Source organism: Streptomyces sp. NPDC091292, assembly GCF_044757265.1.
GTDB lineage: Bacteria > Actinomycetota > Actinomycetes > Streptomycetales > Streptomycetaceae > Streptomyces.
The window spans coordinates 66,103-88,461 of the sequence record NZ_JBIVUQ010000002.1 but is presented as its reverse complement, the minus strand read 5'-3'; the positions used below and the strand labels follow the sequence as shown (position 1 = coordinate 88,461).

General features: G+C 74.3%; 1 protein-coding gene. It reads right to left on the bottom strand.

The genetic code is table 11. From position 1 onward, the window contains the following. Positions 1–11 precede the first annotated feature (11 nt). On the bottom strand, positions 12–22,217 hold the full coding sequence (locus tag ACIQNU_RS08510; RefSeq protein ID WP_401362772.1) for a non-ribosomal peptide synthase/polyketide synthase: 22,206 nt from the start codon (positions 22,215–22,217) through the stop codon (positions 12–14). Positions 22,218–22,359: the final 142 nt, after the last annotated feature.

Genomic DNA, 22,359 nt, shown 5'->3' with positions numbered 1-22,359 from the left:
CTTTCGGTCGGTCAGGGACGGTCGCTGTCGGGACGCTTGCTGTCGGGTCGGTTCAGGGTGGCGGCCCGTCGGACCACCGCTTCCAGCGCCCGGAACCAGGTCCGCGCGAGGTCCCGTACCGCGTCCTCGGTGAGGAGTTCGGCGGCGTAGGCCCAGTGGGCGCTGAGTTCCGGGCCCCCGGGGCGGTCCTCGGTGAGGGCGTTGAGGGTCAGGGCGTGGGACATCGGCATGCCGGGGTCGGCGTCGAGGTCGGCGGCGTCCTCCTCGGCGGCGTAGGACCAGTCGGCGGCCTCGGGGCGGTCGAAGCGGCCCATGTAGTTGAACTCGATCTGCGGCTCGGTGAGCCCGGCGAGGCGCGGGCCTGTGCCGGGGTTGAGGTGGCGCAGCAGGCCGTGGCCGATGCCCGCCGTGGGCAGCGCGGTGAGGTGGTCGCGGATCCGGGCCAGGGCGGTGTCCAGCGCGGGGCCGCCCGCGAGGGCGTCCGCCGGGTCGGTGGCGCCCGGGTCGAGCCGGACGGGGACGACGCTCGTGAACCAGCCGACGGTACGCGACAGGTCCGCTCCGCCCGCGCACTCCTCCTCGCGGCCGTGCCCCTCCAGGTCGACCAGGACCGGCCCACCGCCGGGGCCTTCCGCGCCGAACGTCCGTGTCCTCCAGTCGCCGACGGCGAGGGCGAACGCGGTGAGCAGGACGTCGTTGACGGTGGCGCCGAAGGCGGCCGGGGCGCGGCCGAGCAGCGGTGCGGTGAGGTCGGCGGGCAGGGTCAGGGAGAGGTACCGGGTGGTGGCGACCGTGTCCCGGGCCGGGTCGAGGGGCCGAGGCAGGGGCAGGTCCGCGCCCTCGGCGAGCGATGAGGTCCACCACGGCAGCTCGTCCTCGGCCGCGGGATCAGTGGCGCGGGTGGCGAGAAGACGTGACCAGCGGGCGAACGACAGCTCCGCGGGCGGGAGTTCGGGCGTACGGCCGTCCCGCACATCCGCCCAGGCGGCGGCCAGGTCGGGCAGCAGGACGCGCCAGGACACGCCGTCGATCACGAGATGGTGGACGAGGATCAGCAGCCGCCCGGGGTGTCCCGGCCCGGCGTCGAACCAGACCGCCCGGACCATCGCCCCGGCGTCGGGGTCGAGCTTCGCCCGGGTCGCCTCGGCGTGCCGGGAGACGGCAGCCCGCAGCGCGTCCTCGTCCGCGCCCCGCACATCGGCACGGGTGAGCCAGGCGCTGACGTCGGAGTCCCGCGCCGGTGGCACCCGTAGAGCCGGCTCCGGTACGCGGACGAGGCGGGCGCGGAGCATGTCGTGCCGTGCGGCGAGCGCCTTGAGTACGGCGAGCAGGCCGGGCTCGGTCAGGTCGGCCGGGGTGCGGATGAGGGCCGCCTGGTGGTAGGCGGCGATGGGGCCGCCGCGTGCGAGCAGGGCGCGCATGATCGGGGTGAGCGGGACGGTTCCGGTGCCGTCGTCGTGGACGGCGTGCCGTTCGCCGGAGCCGAGCGGGACGGCGACGGCGGCCAGGGCGGCGGCGGTGCGGTGCTGGAACACCTGGCGTGGCGTGACCCGGAGGCCGCCGGAGCGGGCGCGGGCGACGAGTTGCATGGCGATGATGCTGTCGCCGCCGAAGGAGAAGAAGTCGTCGTCCGTACCGACCGCGTCGGCGGGCAGTCCCAGGGCGTCGGCGAACAGGTCGCGCAGGGTGCGCTCGGTGTCGTTGCGTGGCGCCCGGCCGCCACCCGCCGCGGCGAAGTCCGGGGCGGGCAGGGCGGTCCGGTCGAGCTTGCCGTTGGACATCAGCGGCAGCCGGTCCAGGACGACCACGGCGGCCGGGACCATGTAGTCGGGCAGCGCGGCGGCTGCGTGGGCGCGCAGGGCGGCGCCGTCCGTACCCTGACCTTGCGTGACCGCGTACGCGATCAGTTGCCGTACGCCCGGCCGGGGTTCGCGGGCCACGACGACGGTGCGGGCGACGGCCGGGTGGGTGGTCAACGCGGCCTCGATCTCGGCGAGTTCGACCCGGTAGCCGCGGATCTTGACCTGGTCGTCGGAGCGCCCGGCGAACTCCAGGAGGCCGTCCTCGGTCCAGCGGGCCAGGTCGCCGGTGCGGTACATGCGCGCGCCCGGCGCCCCGAACGGATCGGCGGAGAAGCGTTCGGCGGTGAGTGCGGGGCGGCCGAGGTAGCCACGGGCAAGGCCGGGACCCGAGAGGTACAGCTCGCCGGTGACACCGGGCGGGACCGGGCGCAGGGCGCTGTCCAGGACGTAGGCGCGGGAACCGTGGACCGGACGTCCGACGACGGGGCGCGCGCTGTCGCGTACCCGGCCGACCAGCGCGTCCACGGTGGCCTCGGTGGGGCCGTACAGATTGAACGCCTCGGTGTGCGGCAGCGCGGCCAGGCGGGTCCACAGCGGCTCGGGGACGGCCTCGCCGCCGAATCCGACCACCGCCAGCGGGCAGTCGCCCTCGGGTGTGATCAGGCCGCTGTCCGCGAGCTGCGTGAGGAGGGACGGGGTGACCTCCACGAAGTCGATGCGCTCCTCGCGCAGGAAGGCGGCCAGGAGTTCGGGGTCGCGGCGCGTCTCCTCGTCGGCGATGTGCAGGGCGTGCCCGTCCAGGAGCCACAACTGCGGCTGCCAGGAGGCGTCGAACGAGAACGACCACGCGTGCCCGACGCGCAGATGCCGCCGCCCGGTGCGGCGCCGCGCGGGTTCGTGCAGGTCGTGGCGGTGGCTGTGGAAGAGGTGGGCGAGACCGCGCTGGCTGACGACGACGCCCTTGGGGCGGCCGGTGGAGCCTGAGGTGTAGATGACGTAGGCGGGGTGGTCGGGGGCGGGGGGTGTGGGGTCGGATTCCGGGAGCCCTTGGGTCGACGGTGCGTCGGTCAAGGTGTCCAGGCGCAGGACGGGGACGTCCGTGGCGGGCAGCGCGTGCGCGGTGTCGGCCGTGGCCAGGATCAGGGCGGGGCGTGCGTCGTCCAGCATGTCGGCGAGGCGGGCCGGGGGCAGGTCGGTGTCGAGGGGCAGATAGGCGGCGCCCGCCTTCATCACGGCGAGGATCGCGGCGATGTGGTCGGCGCAGCGGGGCAGGGCGAGGGCCACGATCCGCTCGGGCCGGGCGCCGTGCCCGGCGAGGATCCGGGCCAACCGGTCAGTACGGGCATGGAGTTCGGCGAACGTCCAGGTGGTACGGCCGTCGGTGACGGCGACCGCGTGGGGTGCGGCGGCGGCCTGGGCGGCGAAGAGGGCGGGGACGGTGCCGGGGCGCCGGGTCTCGCCGGGCGCGAGGTCCGTGAGCGGGGTCTCCGCTGCCGTTGCCTCCCTGAGCCCGGTGTCGTTCCAGTCCTCCAGGACCCTGTGCCGGTCGGCGGGGCCGAGCAGGTCGAGGCGCCCGACCGGGCGGTGGGGGTCGGCCGCCATGCCGGTGAGGACGGTGGTCAGGGCGTCCGTGATGCGGCGGACGGTGGCCGCGTCGAACAGGTCGGGGCGGAACTCGGCGGTCAGCCGCAGCCGTTCGGCGGGCTCGACCGCCCAGGCGAGCGGGTAGTGGGTGGAGTCCTCGTGGTCGAGCACGGTCGTGCGGGGCGCGGCGCCGATCTCAGAGTTGCTGTCCTCGGTGATGTCGTCAGGCACCGGATACGACTCGAAGACGACGAGGGTGTCGAAGAGTTCGCCGAGTCCGGCGGCGCGCTGGATGTCGGCGAGGCCGAGGTGCTGGTGGGCGATGAGCGCGGACTGCTCGTCCTGGAGCCGGTCGAGGAGGGTTGCCGTGGTCTCCCTCGGATCGATCCGCACCCGTACCGGCACGGTGTTGATGAACAGGCCGATCATCGCGTCGGAACCGGGCAGATCCGGTGAGCGTCCGGCGACGGTGGCGCCGAACACGACGTCGTCGCGGCCCGTGAGCCGGCCGAGCAGCACGCCCCAGGCGGCCTGGACGAGGGTGTTGAGGGTGACGCCCCGGCGCCGGGCGAACGCCTCAAGAGCGGCGGTGCGTCCGGTGTCGAGGTCCACGGTGTGGGTGTGCGGGACGGCGGCGGCCCGGTCGGGGTCGGCGGGTGCGAGCCGGGTGGGCTCGGCGAGCCCGGCCAGGGCCCGGGTCCACGCGGTGACGGAGGTGCCGGGGTCCTGGGCGGCGAGGAGCCGCAGGTGCTCACGGTAGGGGGCGGGCGCGGCCGGGGCCCGGCCTTCGTAGCGCGCCCACAGTTCGGCGGTGAGCAGCGGGAGCGACCAGCCGTCGAGCAGGAGGTGCTGGTGGGACAGTACGAGGCGGTGCCGGTCGGGGCCGAGCCGGGCCAGCAACAGGCGTAGCAAGGGCGGGCGTTCGAGGTCGAAGCGGCGCCGCTCCTGTCCGAGCAGCCGGGGCCACGCACCGGGGTCGCCGTCCCGGCCGGTGAGGTCGAGGTGCCGCCACGGCAGGGCGGCCGTACGCGGTACGACGGCGACGGGACGCCCTGACGTCAGATGCCGGAAGCCGCTGCGCAGGTTCTCGTGAGCGTCGAGCACGGCCTGTCCGGCGGCGCGCAGCCGGTCGGCGTCCACGGGCCCTTCGAGGTCGTAGGTGACCTGGACGGTGTAGACGTCCGGGCCTTCGTCGCCGGAGTCGAGTGCGGCGTGGAAGAGCAGTCCGGCCTGGAGCGGTGAGACGGGCAGGACGTCCGTACCGGCGGGCAGACCGGCTAGTTCGGCGCGCTCGTCGTCGGTGAGGTCGGGCAGCAGGGTGCCGCCGCCCGGCCGCCCGCCGCTGCCGGTGGTCGTGGTCACGGTGGCGAGCCCGGCGGGCGACTTGTGCCGGAACACGTCACGCGGGCTGAACACGAGCCCGGCCGCACGCGCCCGGGCGACCAGCCGCATGGCGACGATGCTGTCCCCGCCGAGCGAGAAGAAGTCGTCCTCGACACCGACCCGTTCGAGCCCGAGTACGTCCGCGACAAACCCGCACAGGGTCTCCTCCAGCGGGGTGCGCGGCCGGGTGCCGGACACCTCGGCGGCGAAGTCCGGCGCGGGCAGCGCCCGGCGGTCGAGTTTGCCGTGGTCGGTGAGTGGGAGCGCGTCGAGGGTGACCACGGCGGCGGGGACCATGTGGTCGGGGAGCGAGCGCGCGGAATGGGACCGCAGTGCGGCGGAGTCCGCGGCCGGGCCGTCGCCGGGCACGACATAGGCGACCAGCCGCTCGTCCCGTATGAGGACGGTGGCATGCGCGACGCTGCCGTGGGCGGCGAGTACCGTCTCGATCTCGCCGAGTTCGATCCGGAAGCCGCGCAGCTTGACCTGGTCGTCGGTGCGCCCGAGGTACTCCAGAGCGCCGTCCCGGTTCCAGCGGGCGAGGTCTCCGGTGCGGTACATGCGGGTGCCCGGCGCCCCGTACGGGTCGGCGACGAACCGTTCGGCGGTCAGCCCCGGGCGGTCCAGGTAGCCGCGCGCCAACTGGACGCCCGACAGATACAGTTCGCCGGCCACGCCCGGCGGCACCGGACACAGCGAGGCGTCGAGGACGAGGGTGCGGGTGTTCCACACCGGGCGGCCGATGGGGACGCCCGCCGGGTCGGCGGGGACCTCGTGGGTGGTGACGTCGACGGACGCCTCGGTGGGTCCGTACAGGTTGTGCAGGCGGCGGCCCGGGAGTACCCGGTGGAAGCGGGCGGCCAGCGGCGCGGACAGTGCCTCGCCGCTGCACATCACCTGACGCAGGCCGGTGAGCCGGGCGGCGGCGGGTTCGTCGAGGAAGGCGCTCAGCATGGACGGCACGAAGTGGGCGGTGGTGACCCGCCGGTCCTCGATTAGCGCGGCCAGGCGGGCGGGGTCCTTGTGCGCGTCGGGCGGCGCGACGACGAGGGTGGCGCCGGTGATCAGCGGCCAGAAGAACTCCCACACCGATACGTCGAACCCGGCCGGAGTCTTCTGCAACACCCGGTCGGAAGCGTCGAGTTGATAGGTGTCCTGCATCCACAACAACCGGTTGGCGATGCCCTCGTGCGGCACCACCACACCCTTCGGGCGGCCGGTGGAGCCCGAGGTGTAGATGACGTACGCGGGGTGGAGGGGTTCGTACGACGTCGGCAAGGGGACCCACTGGTCACCGCCAGGAGTGCTGTCGGGTGCGCCTTCGGGGTCGACGGTGATGCGGGGCACGTCGGTGGCCGGGAGGTCGACGCCGTCGGCGGTGACCACGCAGACCGGGTGGGCGTCGGTGAGCGTGTGGGCGAGCCGGTCGGCCGGGTAACCGGTGTCGAGCGGCAGATAGGCGGCGCCCGCGCGGTGGACGGCGAGCAGGGTGACCACGAGGGCGGTGGAGCGGGGCAGGGCGACGGCGACCGTGGTCTCGGCCCGTGCGCCGTGCGCGGCGAGGGTGTGGGCGAGCCGCTCCACCCGCAGGTCGAGTGCGGCGTAGGTGAGCGTGTTGTCACCGAAGACGACCGCCGTGGCCTCCGGGGTGCGGGCGGCCTGGGCGCGGAACAGTTCGGGCACGGTGGTGCCGGGGACGGTCCGTGCGGTGTCGTTCCAGTCGGTGAGGACGAGGGCGCGTTCGTCGTCGCTCAGGACGTCGAGCCCGGCGACGCGTCGGTGGGGGTCGGCGACGACCTGTTCGAGGAGCGCGTCCAGGCGCCGGGCGAGGCGTTCGGCGGTCGTCTCGTCGAAGAGGTCGGCGCTGTACTCGATCCAGCAGCGCATGCCGTCCGCGCCCTGCTCCACGAAGTCGAAGCCGAGGTCGAACTTGGCGTCCCGCTGCCCGAGCGGTTCGCGGCGGGCGGTCAGCCCTGGCAGCGCGGGCGTGGCGCCGGCGGAGTCGAGGTGCACGACCATCACCTGGAACAGCGGGTGCCGGGCCAGCGAGCGGACCGGGTTGAGGGCTTCCACCAGGCTTTCGAAGGGCAGGTCCTGGTGCTCGTAGGCGGCGAGGTCGGTCGCGCGGACGCGGGCGAGCAGATCGGCGAACGTGGGGTCGCCGGACAGGTCGGTGCGCAGGACGAGGGTGTTGACGAAGAAGCCGACCAGGTCCTCAAGGTGTTCGTCGGCCCGCCCGGAGACGGGTGCGCCGAGCGGGATGTCGTCCCCTGCGCCGAGCCGGTGCAGCAGCGCGGCGACGGCGGCCTGGGCGACCATGAACATACTGACGCCGTGGCGGCGGGCCAGTGCGCGCAGGGCGCGGGTCCGTCCGGCGTCGAGCGTCAGCCCGACGGCGCCGCCACGGTGGCTGCCCTCCAGCGGCCGGGGCCGGTCGACGGGGAGCGCCAGTTCGTCCGGCAGTCCAGCCAACACGCCCTTCCAGTACGCGAGTTGGTGTGCCTGGCGGCTGTCCGGCGCGTTGGCGTCGCCCAGCGCCTCACGGTGCCAGAGGGCGTAGTCGGCGTACTGCACGGGCAGCGGTGTCCACGCGGGCGGGTGTCCCGCGCGGCGGGCCTCGTAGGCGGTGGCGAGGTCCCGCCACAGGGGGCCGTCGGACCACTCGTCCGTGGCGATGTGGTGCAGGACGAGCAGCAGGACGGACTCACCCTCGCGGACCGACTCCTCCTCGCCGACGGAGTCCTCCGCGCCGACCTCGAACACATGGGCGCGCAGCGGGAGTTCGCGGTCGATGGCGAACCCTTGACCGGCGGCCTCCGCGAGCCGGGCGGGCAGTTCGGTCTCGGTGGTCCGGGTGTGGTGGAGGGGCACCGAAGCAGGGTCCAGCACGACCTGGCGGGGGCGGCCGTCCCGCTCGGGGAAGACCGTCCGCAGGCTTTCGTGCCGTACGACCACGTCGTGCAGCGCGGCGGCCAGCGCGTCCCGGCCGAGCGCGCCGGTCAGCCGCCAGGCGGCCGGGACGGTGTACGTGGCGCGCGGCCCCTCGATGCGGTGGAGCAGCCACAGGCGCCGCTGGGCGGAGGACAGGGGGAGTTCGTCGGGCCGCTCGCCGGGGACGAGGGCGGGCAGCCCGCCGGCCCGGTCGTCGAGCCGGGCCGCGAGGAGCGCGGGTGTGGGTGCGTCGAAGACGCTGCGGACGGTCAGGTCGGCGCCGAGCGCGGTACGAACGCGGCTGACCAGGCGCATGGCGAGCAGGGAGTGGCCGCCGAGGGTGAAGAAGTCGTCGTCGGCGCCGACCTGTTCGAGGCCGAGGACGTCTCCGAAGAGCCCGGCGACGATCTCCGCACGCGGACCACGCGGACCACGCGGACGGTGGGGACCGTGAGCTGAGGTGCCGTCCGCCAGGGCGGCCGTGAAGTCGGGGGCCGGCAGGGCCGCCCGGTCGAGCTTGCCGTTCGGGGTGAGCGGCAGGGCGCCGAGCGGGACAAAGGCCCCGGGGACCATGTGCGCGGGGAGCGTGGCGGCGGCGTGGGCGCGCAGCGCCGCCACGTCCACCGGTCCGGCGTCCGCGACGGGGCCCGCGACCGGGACCGGGACCACGTACGCCACCAACCGCTGGTCCCGGGCGACGACGACAGCGTGCGCGACGGCCGGATGCCGGGTGAGGGCGGCCTCGATCTCGCCGGGTTCGACGCGGAAGCCGCGCACCTTCACCTGGTCGTCGGTGCGGCCCAGGTACTCGATCGCGCCGTCGGCCGTCCACCGTGCCAGGTCGCCCGTGCGGTACATGCGGGTGCCCGGCTCCCCGAACGGGTCCGCTACGAACCGCTCGGCTGTCAGCCCCGGGCGGTCCAGGTAGCCGCGCGCCAACTGCACGCCCGACAGATACAGCTCGCCGGGGACGCCGGGCGGTACGGGGCGCAGTGCGGCGTCGAGTACATGGGTGCGGGTGTTCCACACCGGTCGGCCGATCGGGATGCTCGTCGCGTCGGGTCCGATCTCGGCGGCGGTCACGTCGACCGACGCCTCGGTCGGCCCGTAGAGGTTGTGCAGTGCGCAGGCCAGCAGGTCGTGGAACCGGTGGGTGAGGGCGACGGGCAGCGCCTCGCCGCTGCACATCACCCGGCGCAGACCGGTGCAGTCCGCCGCCGAGGGTTCCTCCAGGAAGAGTTGCAGCATGGAGGGCACGAAGTGGACGGTGGTGACGCCCTGTTCGCGGATCAGGCGGGCCAGATAGGCGGGGTCGCGGTGGCCGTCGGGCCGGGCGACGACCAGTGCGGCGCCGGTGATCAGCGGCCAGAAGAACTCCCACACCGACACGTCGAACCCGGCCGGAGTCTTCTGCACCACCCGGTCCGAGGCATCGAGCCGATACATGTCCTGCATCCACAGCAACCGGTTGACGATGCCCTCGTGCGGCACCACCACACCCTTGGGCCGACCGGTGGAGCCGGACGTGTAGATGACGTACGCGGGATGCGCCGGGTCGTAGGAGAGGGGCAGGTCGCCCTCAGGGCCGGTCGGCAGTGTGTCGCGGACGACGTACACCGGGTCGGCGTCCTCGACCATGAGCGCGAGGCGTTCCTCGGGGTGGTCGGGGTCGAGCGGCAGGTAGGCGGCTCCGGCGCGGTGGACGGCGAGCAGGGCGACGACGAGGTCGGGCGAGCGCGGGAGTGCGACCGCCACGGTCCGCTCAGGGCCCGCGCCGAGCCCGGCCAGCACCCGCGCGGTCCGCTCCACGCGGGCGTCCAGCTCCGCGTACGTGAGGCGGCGGCCCTCGAAGACGAGTGCCGTGGCGTCGGGGGTGCGGGCCGCCTGGGCGCGGAAGAGTTCCGGCAGGGTGGTGCGCGGGACGGGGTGTCCGGTGGCGTTCCACTCCCCCAGCAGCCTGGCGCGTTCGGCGTCCGCCAGGAGGTCGATGTCCCGTACGGGGCGGTCCGGTGCGGCGGCGGCGCGTTCCAGCAGCCGCACCATGCGGCCGGCGAGCCGTGCGGCCGTTCCGTGGTCGAAGAGGTCGGTGGCGTACTCCAGGAGCAGGACGACTCGGTCGCGGCCGGTCTCGTCGACGAAGGTGAAGTGGAGGTCGAACTTGGCCATGCCGGTGTCCATGTCGCGCCACTCGGTGGGCAGACCGAACATGTCCGGGTCGCCGTCGGGGCGGTGGTGGTAGCCGATCATGACCTGGAAAAGCGGGTTGCGGCCGGCGACCCGGGGCGGGTTCAGGGCCTCCACGACCCGGTCGAAGGGCAGATCCTGGTACGCGAAGGCCGCAAGTGACGACTCCCGGACTCGGCCGAGCAGTTGACGGAACGTCAGCTCGTCATCTCCGGACAGGTCGGTGCGCAGCACCAGGGTGTTCACGAAGAAGCCCACCAGATCGGTGAGCGCGTCGTCGGTGCGTCCTGCGACGGGCGCGCCGAGCGGGATGTCGTCGCCCGCGCCGAGCCGGTGCAGCAGCGCGGCGGTGGCCGCCTGGAACAGCATGAACATGCTGGTCCCGGTGGCGCCCGTGAGGTCGCGCAGGGTGTGGCCGGTGGCGGCGGGCAGCTCCAGGCGGACCTTGCCGCCGCGCCCGGTGGGCTCGGCCGGGCGCGGGCGGTCGGCGGGCAGGGCCAGCTCGTCGGGCAGACCGTGCAGGGCGTCCGCCCAGTGGGCGAGCTGCGTCTCGCCGGTCCTGGCCAGCAAGTCGTTCTGCCAGAGGGTGTAGTCGGCGTACGCCACCGCCGGCGGTGTCCACGCGGGCGCCCGCCCCTCGCTGCGGGCCGCGTAGGCGGTGGTGAGGTCGGCGAGGAAGGGCCGGTCGGACCATTCGTCGGTGGTGATGTGGTGCAGGACGAGCGCCACCACATGGTCGTCGGGGCCGAGCCGGAACACCTCGCAGCGCAGCGGGAGTTCGGCGGTGAGGTCGAAGGGGCGGCGCTGGGCCGCCGTGATCAGCGCGGGCAGCGCGTCCTCCGCGCAGTCGGCCACCGTCAGGGCGGGGACCGCTTCGGCGGCCGGGACGATCCGCTGGTACGGCTCGCCGTCGTGCGCCGGGAACACCGTGCGCAGCGCCTCGTGCCGCCCGGCGACGTCCCGCAGGGCGGCGCGCAGCGCCTCGGTGTCGAGGCTCCCGCGCAGCCGGAAGACGAGCGGGAAGTGGTACGCGATGCCGCTCCCGGTGATCTGCTCGACCAGCAGAAGCCGTCGCTGGGCCGCCGACAGCGGGATGCGGGCGGGCCGGTCGGCGACGGCGGTGACCGGCGGGCGGGCCGGGTCGGCCGTGTCGGCGCGTCCGGCGAGCAGTGCGGGGCTGGGCGCCTCGAACAGGTCGCGGATGGCGAGTTCGGCGCCCAGTTCGGTGCGGGCCCGGCTGACCAGGCGGGTGGCGAGCAGCGAGTGCCCGCCGAGGTCGAAGAAGTGGTCGTCGGCGCCGACCTCGGGCAGCCCCAGCACCTCCGCGAACAGCCGGCACAGCACCTCCTCGCGGGCGGTGCGGGGGCCGCGTCCGCCGCCGAGGGCGACGGCGGGTTCGGCGTCGGGCAGCGCGCGCACGTCGAGCTTGCCGTTGGCGTTCATCGGCAGGCCGTCGACGGTGACGAAGGCGGCGGGAACCATGTACGCGGGCAGTTCGCGGCCCAGGTCCTCGCGCAGCCGCCGCACCAGGGCACTCGCCTCACGCGCCGCCGTGGGGTCGCCCGCGTAGGGCGGGGTACCGCCGCCGGGACGGAACAGGCCGCCGGTGAGGCGCGGTTCGCCCCCGGAGTCGGTGTTGAGGAACACCGCGTCGTACGTCCCGGCCTCCTCCGCCCAGGTGGTCAGCGTCCGGTATCCGGCCGCCGCGCCCAGGTCGTGCAGGTCCTCCGGGTCGACGCCCGTCTCGGCTGTCCGGCCGTCGGGTACGCGGGTGACGCGCAGGGTCGCGGGTCGGTCGCCGCGCAGGAGTGCGGTGAGGGCGTCGGCGGAGGTCCAGTCGACGGCGGGCGCGTCGTCCAGCCGGATGTCCGGCTCGTCGGCGTAGAGGACGACGTCGTAGCGGTGCCGGGTCAGCTCGTTGTGGTGCCGGCCGCGCTTGGTGCGCAGGTCGACTCCGTGACCGAGGGTGGTGAAGTAGTCCGGGTCGACCAGGAGTTCCTTCTCCAGGCGCAGACCGCGCTCGACCGCCCGGTCCAGGTCGGCGCCGGTCGTGCCCCGGGCGCGCTGGATCTCGGTGTGGAAGGTGCGGGCGAGCCGCAGATTGCGTACGTCGCCGACGAACAGGGCGCCGCCCGGTGCAAGCAGGTCCAGGGCGCCGCGCAGGACGGCGGTGAGGTGGTCGACGCTCGGGAAGTACTGGATGACGGAGTTGATGACGATCGTGTCGAAGTAGCCGGTGGGCAGGCCGCTCAGATCCTCGGCGGGGCGGCAGCGCAGCTCGACCTTCGCGGCCAGCGCGGGGTCCCGGTCCCGCAACTCCTCGCCGATCTTCCGGATGACGGGCGCGGCGAAGTCGGTCGCCCAGTACGCGTCGGCGTCCGGGGCGAGCCGGGACAGCAACAGCCCGGAGCCGACGCCGATTTCGAGGATGCGGCGGGGGCGGAGCGCGGCGATGCGGGCGAGGGTGGCCTCGCGCCACTCGTGCATCTCCTCGAACGGGATGGGCCGGCCGTCGTAGGAGCTGTCCCAGCCGTCGTAGCGCTCGGTGAAGACGGCGGTGCCGATCTCCTCGTACTCGTCGGAGTAGATCTCCTGCCATTCGCCGACCTGGGCGGCTTCGGCGGCGGACCGCTCCGCCGGGTCGGCGCCGGACGGCACGACGTAGCCGACGAGGCGTTCGTCGCGGACGACCACGGCCGCCTGGGAGACCAGCGGGTGGCGGCTGAGGGCGGTCTCGATCTCGCCGGGTTCGACGCGGTAGCCGCGGATCTTGACCTGGTCGTCGGTGCGGCCGAGGAAGTCGAGCAGGCCGCCGGGGCCCCGGCGCACCAGGTCGCCCGTGCGGTACATGCGCTCGCCGGGCGCGCCGAACGGGTCGGCGACGAAGCGTTCGGCGGTCAGCGACCGCCGGTCGAGGTAGCCGCGGGCCAGGCCGATGCCGGCGATGTACAGCTCGCCGGGCACGCCGTCGGGCACGGGGCGCAGCCAGGTGTCGAGGAGGTGGGCGCGGGTGCCCCGGATCGGCCGGCCGACGGTCGGTGTGTCGCTGTCGTGGGTGCCGCCGCCGAGGGTGTTGATGGTGTACTCGGTCGGCCCGTACAGGTTGTACCCGTACGTCCCCTCGGTGTCGCGCAGCGCCGCCCACACAGTCTCCGGGACCGCCTCGCCGCCCAGCAGCACCAACGGCGGTACGTGGCCCTCCAGCAGGCCCTGTTCGATGAGCAGCCGGGCGTAGGTGGGGGTGACGTTGACGACGTCGACGCGGTGGCGTTCGCAGTACGCGACCAGGGCATCGGCGTCACGCCGCAACTCCTCGTCGCACACGTGCACTTCGTGCCCCTCGACCAGCCACAGCAGCTCCTCCCACGACATGTCGAAGGCGAAGGACACGGTGTGCGCGATGCGCAGCCGCCGCCCGCCGGCGGCGGCGATCGCCGGGGCGAAGATCTCCTTCTGGTGGTTGAGCTGCATGTTCGTCAGACCCCGGTACGGCGTGACGACACCCTTGGGGCGGCCGGTGGAGCCGGAGGTGTAGATGACGTACGCGGGGTGTTCGAGGCTGAAGCGGCGGTGCACCGGGCCGTCCGGCCGCTCGGCCAGCTCCCGCCGGGTGCCGGGGTCGTCGAGGAGGACGCGCCGCATGTCGCCGTCCGGGGTGGTGTCCAGGGTGGCCGATACGGCGGTGGTGGTGAGCAGCAGCAGCGGCCGGGCGTCGGCCAGCATCAGCGACAGACGGTCGGCCGGGTGGTCCAGCTCCAGCGGCAGGTACGCGGCGCCCGTACGCAGCACCGCGAAGAGGGCGACGACCATGTCCGGGGTGCGCGGCAGCCCGAGGGCGACGACCCGCTCGGGTCCCGCGCCCCGGTCGATCAGGAGCCGGGCCATGCGGTTGACGGCCGCGTCGAGTTCGGCGTACGTCAGGGAACGGTCGCCGTAGACCAGGGCGCGCGCGTCCGGGGTGCGTCCTGCCTGGGCGGCGAGCAGGTCGGCGATGGTGTCCTCGGGGTCGGGGACGCGGCTCGCCTCCCACTCCCGGCGCAGCGCCGCGTGTTCGGCGGGCAGCAGCGGGTCCAGGCAGCCGACCGGTGCGCCCAGGTCGGCGGTGAGACGGTCGAGCAGCAGCGTGAACCGGTCGAGGAGGGTGCGGGCGCGGTCCGCCGGGACGAGGTCGGGGCGGTGGGTGAGGGTGACGGTGATGCGGTGGCCGGGGGTGATGACGAGGTTGGCCGGGTAGTGGGTGGCGTCGACGTTCGCGACGGCCGTCGCGCCGTGCCGGGTGCGCAGGTCGTCCAGCCGCTGTTCGGTGTCGCTGTCGCGCAGCACGAACAGCGTGTCGAACAGCTTGCGGTGTCCGGTCTCGGCCTGGAGCACCCCCAGGCTCAGATGCTCGTACGGCATGAGGTCGAGCCGTTCGCCCTGGAGGCGGCGGAGCAGGCCGATGACCGGTTCGGCGGGGTCGAGGGTGATACGGGCGGGGACGGTGTTGAGGAACAGGCCGATGATGTTCCCGACGTCCGGGACCTCGCTGGGCCGGCCGGCGACGGTGGTGCCGAAGACGACGTCGGCGCGGCCGGTGGCGGAGGCGAGGGTCAGTCCCCAGGCCGCGGTGAGGAAGGTGTTCAGGGTCAGGCCGTGCGCGCGGCCCGATTCCCGTAGCCGGTCGCCGAGTTCGGCCGTCAGGCGTACGTCGAGCTGGTCGGGGATGACCGGTTCGAGGCTGTCGGTGGCGGCCGGGGCGAGCAGCGTGGGCTCTTCGAGGCCGGCCAGGGCGGTGCGCCAGGCGGCGGTGGCGGCCTGGTCGTCCTGCTGCTCCAGCCAGGTCAGATAGGCGCGGTAGCTGCCGGGGGCGGGCAGCGAGGTCGCGTCGCCGCCGGTCTCGTAGAGCGCGAACAGCTCGTCCAGGAACAGCCACGCCGACCAGCCGTCCCAGAGGATCAGATGGCGGCCGATGACGAGCCGGTCGCCGCGCTCCGCGCCGAGGCGCAGCAGGAGCAGCCGGAACAGCGGGGGCGCCGAGAGGTCGAAGCGGCGGTCGCGCTCGGCGTCCGTCAACTCCCCTACTCGTACGTCCTGTTCGGCGGCGGGAAGGCCGGAGAGGTCGACCTCCTCCAGCGGGATGTCCGGGTCCGCGGCGATGAACTGAACGGGCTGGTCGAGGCCGTCGCTGGTGAAGCCCGCGCGCAGACCGGGGTTACGGGCCAGGAGGGTGCGGACGGCGGCCCGTAGCCGGGGGGTGTCGATGCGGGTGGCGAAGTCGAAGGTCTCGTGGACGGTGTAGACGTCGAGGACGCCCTCGTCGTACGCCGAGTGGAAGAACAGGCCCTCCTGGAGGGGGGCCATCGGCCATACGTCGGCGACCGTCGCCGGGGCGGCCACGGCACGGACGCGGGCGTGTTCGGCGGCGGTGAGCGCGAAGGCCGGGTCCGGAGCCGCGGCCGGGGTGACCGCCGCCGTGCCTGCCGCCGCTGCCAGGGCGGCGGGCGTCCGGTGGGTGAACACATCGCGCGGGCTCAGGTCCAGGCCCGCCGCCCGCGCCCGGCCCGCGACACCGATGGAGCTGATGCTGTCGCCGCCGAGCCGGAAGAAGTCGTCGTCGGGGCCCGCGTCCTCGATCCGCAGGACGGCCGCGAAGATCTCGGTGAGCCGCCGCTCCAGCGGCCCCGAGGGCTCCCGGCGGGCCGTGCGCTCGGCCTCCGGGGCGGGCAGCGCGGACTGGTCGAGCTTGCCGCTGGGGGTGAGCGGGAGGTCTTCGAGGACGACGTACGCCTCCGGGACCAGGGGCGCGGGCAGCGCTGCGGCGAGGGCGGCACGCAGCGCCGCCGGGTCGGCGAGGGCACCGGCCACCGGCACCGCGTAGGCGACGAGACGCTGGTCCCGGATGGTGACGGCGCCCCGCGCCACGGCCGGATGGCGGGTCAACTCGGCCTCGATCTCGCCGAGTTCGATCCGGTTGCCGCGTAGCTTGACCTGCCGGTCGGTGCGGCCGATGTAGTCGAGGGTGCCGTCGGGGCGGCGGCGCACCAGGTCGCCGGTGCGGTACATGCGGGCGCCGGGCCCGGTGGCGTACGGGTCGGCGACGAAGCGTTCGGCGGTGAGCGCGGGACGCACGTGGTAGCCGCGGGCCAGTTGGACGCCGGTCAGATACAGCTCGCCGGGCACCCCGTCGGGGACCGGGCGCAGACAGGAGTCGAGCACGCGCAGACCGGTGTTCCACACGGGCCGCCCGATGGGCACGGTGACGTCGTCGGCCGCGCCGTCGAAGGCGTGGTACGTGACGTCGACGGCGGCCTCGGTGGGCCCGTACAGATTGTGCAGCGGGACACCCGTCAGCTCGTGCCAGCGGCGGGCGGCCGACCCGGGCAGCGCCTCGCCGCTGCTGAACACGCGGCGCAGTCCGCCCGCCCACGCGGGGTCGGCGGTGACCTCGTCGGACGCGAGGAACGCCGCCAGCATCGACGGCACGAAATGCATCGTCGTCACGTGCTCGGCGCGGACGAGGCGGGCCAGGTAGGCGGGGTCGCGGTGACCGTCCGGCGCGGCGAGCACGACGGCGGCGCCCTCGCACAGCGCCCAGTAGAACTCCCACACGCTCACGTCGAAACTCGACGGCGTCTTCTGGAGGACGCGGTCGTCGGCCGTGAGCCCGTAGGCGCCCTGCATCCAGGCCAGCCGGTTGACGACGGCCTGGTGGGTGACGACGACGCCCTTGGGGCGGCCGGTCGAGCCGGAGGTGTAGATGAGGTAGGCGGGGTCGTCGGGGCGGGCGGCCTCCGAGCGGCGGCCGGGGGCGACCTCACCCGACTTCGCGTACGCCCCCTCCGCGTACCCGTCGTCGGCGTCCAAGGCGTCCAAGGCGTCCACGGCGAGCACGTCGAGGCCCGCGACCCCCGGCAGCCGTCCCGCGTCCGTGGCCGTCGTGACGACCGTGGTCGCCCCCGAGTCGGACAGCATGTACGTGAGCCGTTCGGCCGGATAGTCCAGGTCGAGCGGCAGATAGGCGGCGCCCGACTTCAGGACGGCCAGGAGCGCGACCATCAGTTCGGCCGAGCGCGGTACGGCGACGGCGACGAACCGTTCCCGGCCAGCGCCGCGCGCCCGTAGCTGTACCGCCAACTCTTCGGCGCGCGCGTCGAGTTCGGCGTACGTGAGCGTCGTACGCGTCGTACGTGTCGTGCCGTCGAAGACGACGGCGGTGGCGCCGGGGGTGCGTGCGGTCTGGGCGGCGAACGCGGCGGCGAGTGTGGTGGCCGGGACCGGCCGGGACTCCCCCGCCGGGTGGGCGGCGGCGCGTTCGTCCGGGGTGAGCAGGTCGAGGTCGGCGACCCGGGCGGCGGGGTCGTCGGCCAGGGCATGCAGGGCGAGGGTGAGCCGGTCGGCGAGGGAGCGTACGGCGTCGGCGTCGAGGCGCCGGGCGTGGTGCTTCAGCCGCAGGTCGAGCCGGCGGCCGGGCTTGACGACGAGGGCCAGGGGGTAGTGGACGGCGTCGTGGAAGGCGTGTCCGGTGACGGCGACCGTGCCCGTGGGGTCGGTGATGCCGGGGGCGCCCTCGCCGCCGGGGTAGTTCTCGAACACCACCAGGGTGTCGAAGAGTTCGCCGCCGTGGGGGTGCCCGGCGGCGCGCTGGATCTCCGCGAGGCCGAGGTGCTGGTGGTCGAGGAGGGCGCTCTGCTCCTCCTGGAGCCGGTCGACGAGCGCGCCGAGGGTGTCGCCGGGCGCCCAGCGCAGCCGGGTCGGCAGGGTGTTGATGAAGAGGCCGATCATCGACTCGATGCCGTCGACGGCGGCGTCCCGGCCGGAGACGGTGGTGCCGAACACGATGTCCTGACGGCCCGTCATCCGGCTGAGTACGAGGCCCCAGGCGCCCTGGACGAGGGTGCCGAGGGTCACCCCGCGCTCCCGGGCGCGCCCGGCGAGGCGGGCGGTGACGCGCTCGGTCAGCTCGACCCGGATCTGTGCGGGCGCCACGGGTCCGGCGGATGCGGGCACCTCCACCAGACGGGTGGGCTCGTCCACCCCGGCGAGTGCGGTGCGCCAGGCGGTGCGGGCGGCCTCGCGGTCGGACCGTGCGATCCGGCGCAGATAGAAGCGGTAGGGGGCGACTTCGGGCAGGGGCGGCGGGTTCTCGCCGTAGAGGGCGAGCAGTTCGCGGTGCAGGACCGGCAGGGACCAGCCGTCGGCGACGATATGATGGAACGTCAGCACCAGTCGGCTCACGTCGTCGCCGAACCGGATCAGCGCGCAGCGCACGAGCGGCGGCCGGGCGAGGTCGAAGCGGTGCGCGCGTTCGTCGGCGGCGACGGACGCGGCGAGGGCGTGCCGGGCCGCGCGGTCGCCCCGCGCGGTGAGGTCGACCTCGCGCCAGGGCAGCCGCAGCCCGGACGCGATGAGCTGGACGGGCCGGCCGTCGGGCCCCTGCCGGAAGCAGGCGCGCAGGGGGGCGTGCCGGTCGAGGAGCCGCTGCGCGGCACCGTGCAGCAGCTCACCGTCGACCGGTCCGGTCAGCTCGATCACCTGCTGGACGACGTACGCGTCGTGCTCGGCGCCGTCCACCAGCGCGTGGAAGAAGAACCCTTCCTGGAGCGGGCCGAGCGGCAGCGCCTCCTCGACGGTGACGGGGTACTCCCCTTGCAGGGCGGCGAGTTCGTCCTGGCCCAAGGTCCGCCACGGGAGGCCGTCGGTGGAATCCGCGTCGGCTCCCCCAGCGCGGGCGACGGCGGCCAGTTCGGCGACCGTACGGTGCCGGAAGACCTGGCGAGGCGTCAGCTCCAGGCCCGCCCGCCGGGCGAGGACGAGGAGCTGGACGGCGACGATGCTGTCACCGCCGAGCGCGAAGAAGTCGTCGTCCACGCCCACCGACGGCAGGTCGAGCGCGCGTGCGTACAGCCCGCACAGCAGCCGCTCGCGGGCCGTGCCGGGGGCGCGTCCGGCGCCGCGTGGGGCCCGGTCGGGTACGGGCAGCGCCGCGTCGTCCAGTTTGCCGCTCGGCGTCACCGGCAGCCGGTCCAGCGGGACGAACGCGGACGGGACCATGTGGTCGGGAAGGTACGCGGCGGTGTGCGCCCGTACGGCCGTCATCAGCGCGGCGACGTTGCGGAAGGGCGCGGGACGGTTGGTGAGCGGCCGGTTGGCGTCGGGCCGGTAGGGGGCGGCGAGGCCGTCCCGGACAGGGGCGGCACCGGGCGCGAACACGGCGTCCAGGCTGCCGTCGTCGGCGCTCCCGTCCCAGGTGACCGCCGCCTCGTAGCCGTGCCGCGCCGCGGTCTCGTACAGCGACTCGGGGTCCACGCCGTACGGTCCGCCGGCCGGCCTGCTGCTGTCGTCCAGGGCGCCGAGCGCGGCCAGGTCGTCGGCGAGACGGGCGTTGGGAATGCCGGTGACGCGCAGCGGGCCGGGGCGGGCGGTGAGCAGGGCGTCCAGCGCCCGCACCGATCCGAGCGCGGGCCAGGGATGTTCGGGCACCTGGTCCTTTACGCGGGGCCTGCCCACGGTCGGCCGCAGGACCACGTCGTACCGGTAGCGGGTGAGTTCGTTGTGGTGCGTGCCGCGCTTGATACGGAGGTCTGCGGTGAAGCCGTCGAGTCCGGCGAAGTAGTCCGGGTCGACGAGGAGTTCGCCCTCCCAGGCGACGGCCCGGTCCACGGCTGCCCGCAGCGCCTCCTTCTCACCGTCGTCCGCGCCGTCGCGCACCCGCCGCCCGGTCTCCACCGCCGCGCTCAGGGTCCGCAGCAGCCGCAGGTTGCGTACGTCGCCGACGAAGACGGCACCGCCGGGGGCGAGCAGCGCGGCGGCCCCGCGCAGCACGTCGGTGAGGTAGTCGCCGCCCGGGAAGTACTGGACGACCGAGTTGACGACGACCGTGTCGAAGAAGCCGTCGGGCAGTCCGGCGAGGTCGTGGGCCGGCCTGGCCAGGAGCGTGACGCGGTCGGCGAGTCCGGGGACGGCGGCCACCTGGGCGGACAGGGACCGTACGGCTTCTTCGGACAGGTCGGTGCCCCAGTACGCCTCGCAGTCGGAGGCGAGCCGGGACAGGAGCAGTCCGCTGCCTACGCCGATCTCCAGGACGCGGCGGGGCCGCAGTCCCCGGATGCGGTCGAGGGTCGCCTCGCGCCACTCGCGCAGATCGGCGAGGGGAAGCGGCAGCCCGTCGTACATGCTGTTCCAGCCGGCGAAGTTCTCCTCGAAACCTTCGGCGCCGGCGGCGGAGTAGAGGAGTTCGTGCAGGTCCTTCCACTCGGCGACACCGGCTTCGACGCTCGCCCGCCCGTCCTCGTCGGTGTCGAGCGAGGGCACGACGTAGGCGGCGAGGCGGCGTTCTCCGGGGCGGTCCTCGCGGACGACGACCGCGGCCTGGTCGACGGCCGGGTGGGAGCGCAGCACGGACTCGATCTCGCCGGGTTCGATACGGAAGCCGCGGATCTTGACCTGGTTGTCGGCGCGGCCGTGGAATTCGAGCCGCCCGTCGGCCTTCCAGCGGACGAGGTCGCCGGTACGGTACAGCCGTTCGCCGGGTGCGGTGGCGAGGTCGGCGGGGGCGGCGACAAAGCGTTCGGCGGTCAGGGCGGGGCGGCCGAGGTAGCCGCGGGCGAGTCCGGCGCCGCCGAGGTACAGCTCGCCGGTGACCCCGGCGGGGACGGGCCGCAGCCGGTCGTCCAGGACGTAGGCGCGGGTGCCGGGGTCGGGTACGCCGATGGGCACGAGGGTGCCGGGCGGCGTGTCCGGATCGCAGCGGCCGAGTGTGGAGTTGGTCGTGGCCTCGGTCGGGCCGTACGCGTTGAACATCATCCGGCCGCGCGCGTACCGCCCGACCAGTTCCGGCGAGACGCGTTCGGTGCCCGCGAGGAGCGTCGCCTCCGGCGGCAGCCGCACATCGTCGGGCAGCGCGGCGAGCAGGGCGGGCGGCAGGATCATGAAGGTGATGCCGTGCTCGTGGGCGTAGTCGGCGAGCGGCGGGCCCGGCACCCGGCGGTCGGCGGGTACGACGACGAGACGTCCGCCGGAGAGCAGGCCGAGGCACAGGTCCCAGAACGCCACGTCGAAGCTGGGCGAGGCGAATTGCAGGACCCGGCTGTGCGGGCCGATCCCGAAGCGCTCGCGCTGCGTGGCGACCAGCTTGGCGACGCCCGCGTGCGAGAGGACCACGCCTTTGGGGCGGCCGGTGGAGCCGGAGGTGTAGATCACGTAGGCGGCGTGGGCGACCGTGAGGCCCGCCGCCGCCGAGGGGTCGTGGGCGGGGTGCGCGGCGAGTTCGGCGACGGTGTCCGGGGCGTCGAGTACGAGCACATCGGTGCCCGGCGGCAGATCGGGGGCGAACTCCGCGGTGGTGACGAGGCAGACCGGTCGGGCGTCGGCGAGCATGTACGCGATGCGGTCGGCCGGGTAGTCGGTGTCGACGGGCAGATAGGCCGCGCCCGCCTTCAGGACGGCGACCTCGGCGACGATCATGTCGGCCGAGCGCGGCACGGCGAGCGCGACGACCTTCTCGGGTCCCGCGCCCCGGGCGACCAGGGCGTGCGCCAACCGGTTCGCGCGGGCGTCGAGTTCGGCGTAGGTGAGGCGGACGTCCTCGTGGACGAGGGCGACCTCGTGCGGTCGTGCGGCGACCTGGTCGGCGAACATGCGCGGCCAGGTGCGGGCGGGCACGTCGTGCGCGGTGTCGTTCCAGTCGGCCAGGATGCGGTGCCGCTCGGCGTCCGCGAGGAGTGGGAGGTCGGCGACCGGTGTGTCCGGGTGGGCGAGGGCATCGGTGAGGAGGGTGCGGTAGTGGCCGATGATCCGGTCGACGGTGGCGGGGGTGAAGAGGTCGGTCCGGTGGTCCGCCCTGATCTCGCCGTCGGCCAGGGACAGGGCCAGGGCCAGGGGGCCGCCCTCGTCCCAGGGCGCGTCGCCGAATCCGGTGGCGCACAGCAGCCCCCCGCCCCGGGACGGTTCGAGCGCGAGCAGTCCCAGCAGTTCGGCGACGGGCAGGCGGTGGGGTTCGGCCTGCGCCCGCGCCGCCGCGACCTGATCGCGCAGGTCGGCGAACGGGGTGTCGCCGTGGACGGACACGCGCAGCGGAAGCCCCGCGTGGGCCACCGTGACCTCGGTCGCCGCCGCTCCGCCGTAGCGGTGCAGCAGGGCGACGAAGGCGGCGAGTGCGGTGGCCTCGTCGGCCATCACGCCGGCCGCTTCCGCGCGCCGCGCACGGGACACCGGCCCTGCGGGGCGGGGTTGTGGGTACGGGAAGTCCAGGGGCAGGGATGTCTCGGGGGCGGGTGCGGCGAACCGGTCCCGCCAGTAGTCCGCCGCCGGTGCCGTCGCCCTTGCCCCTGCTGAAGAACGCGTGTTGTCCGACACAGCTTCCCGTGCCTCCCCAATCGGCGCGCGGAACGGCTCAGCGGAGCCGCGACCGCTCGCATAGTAAGGTAAGGATTGCCTAACCCAACAGACCGCTTTCGGATCCGGCCACCCCTGACCGAAGCGACTGAGGTTATGCTCA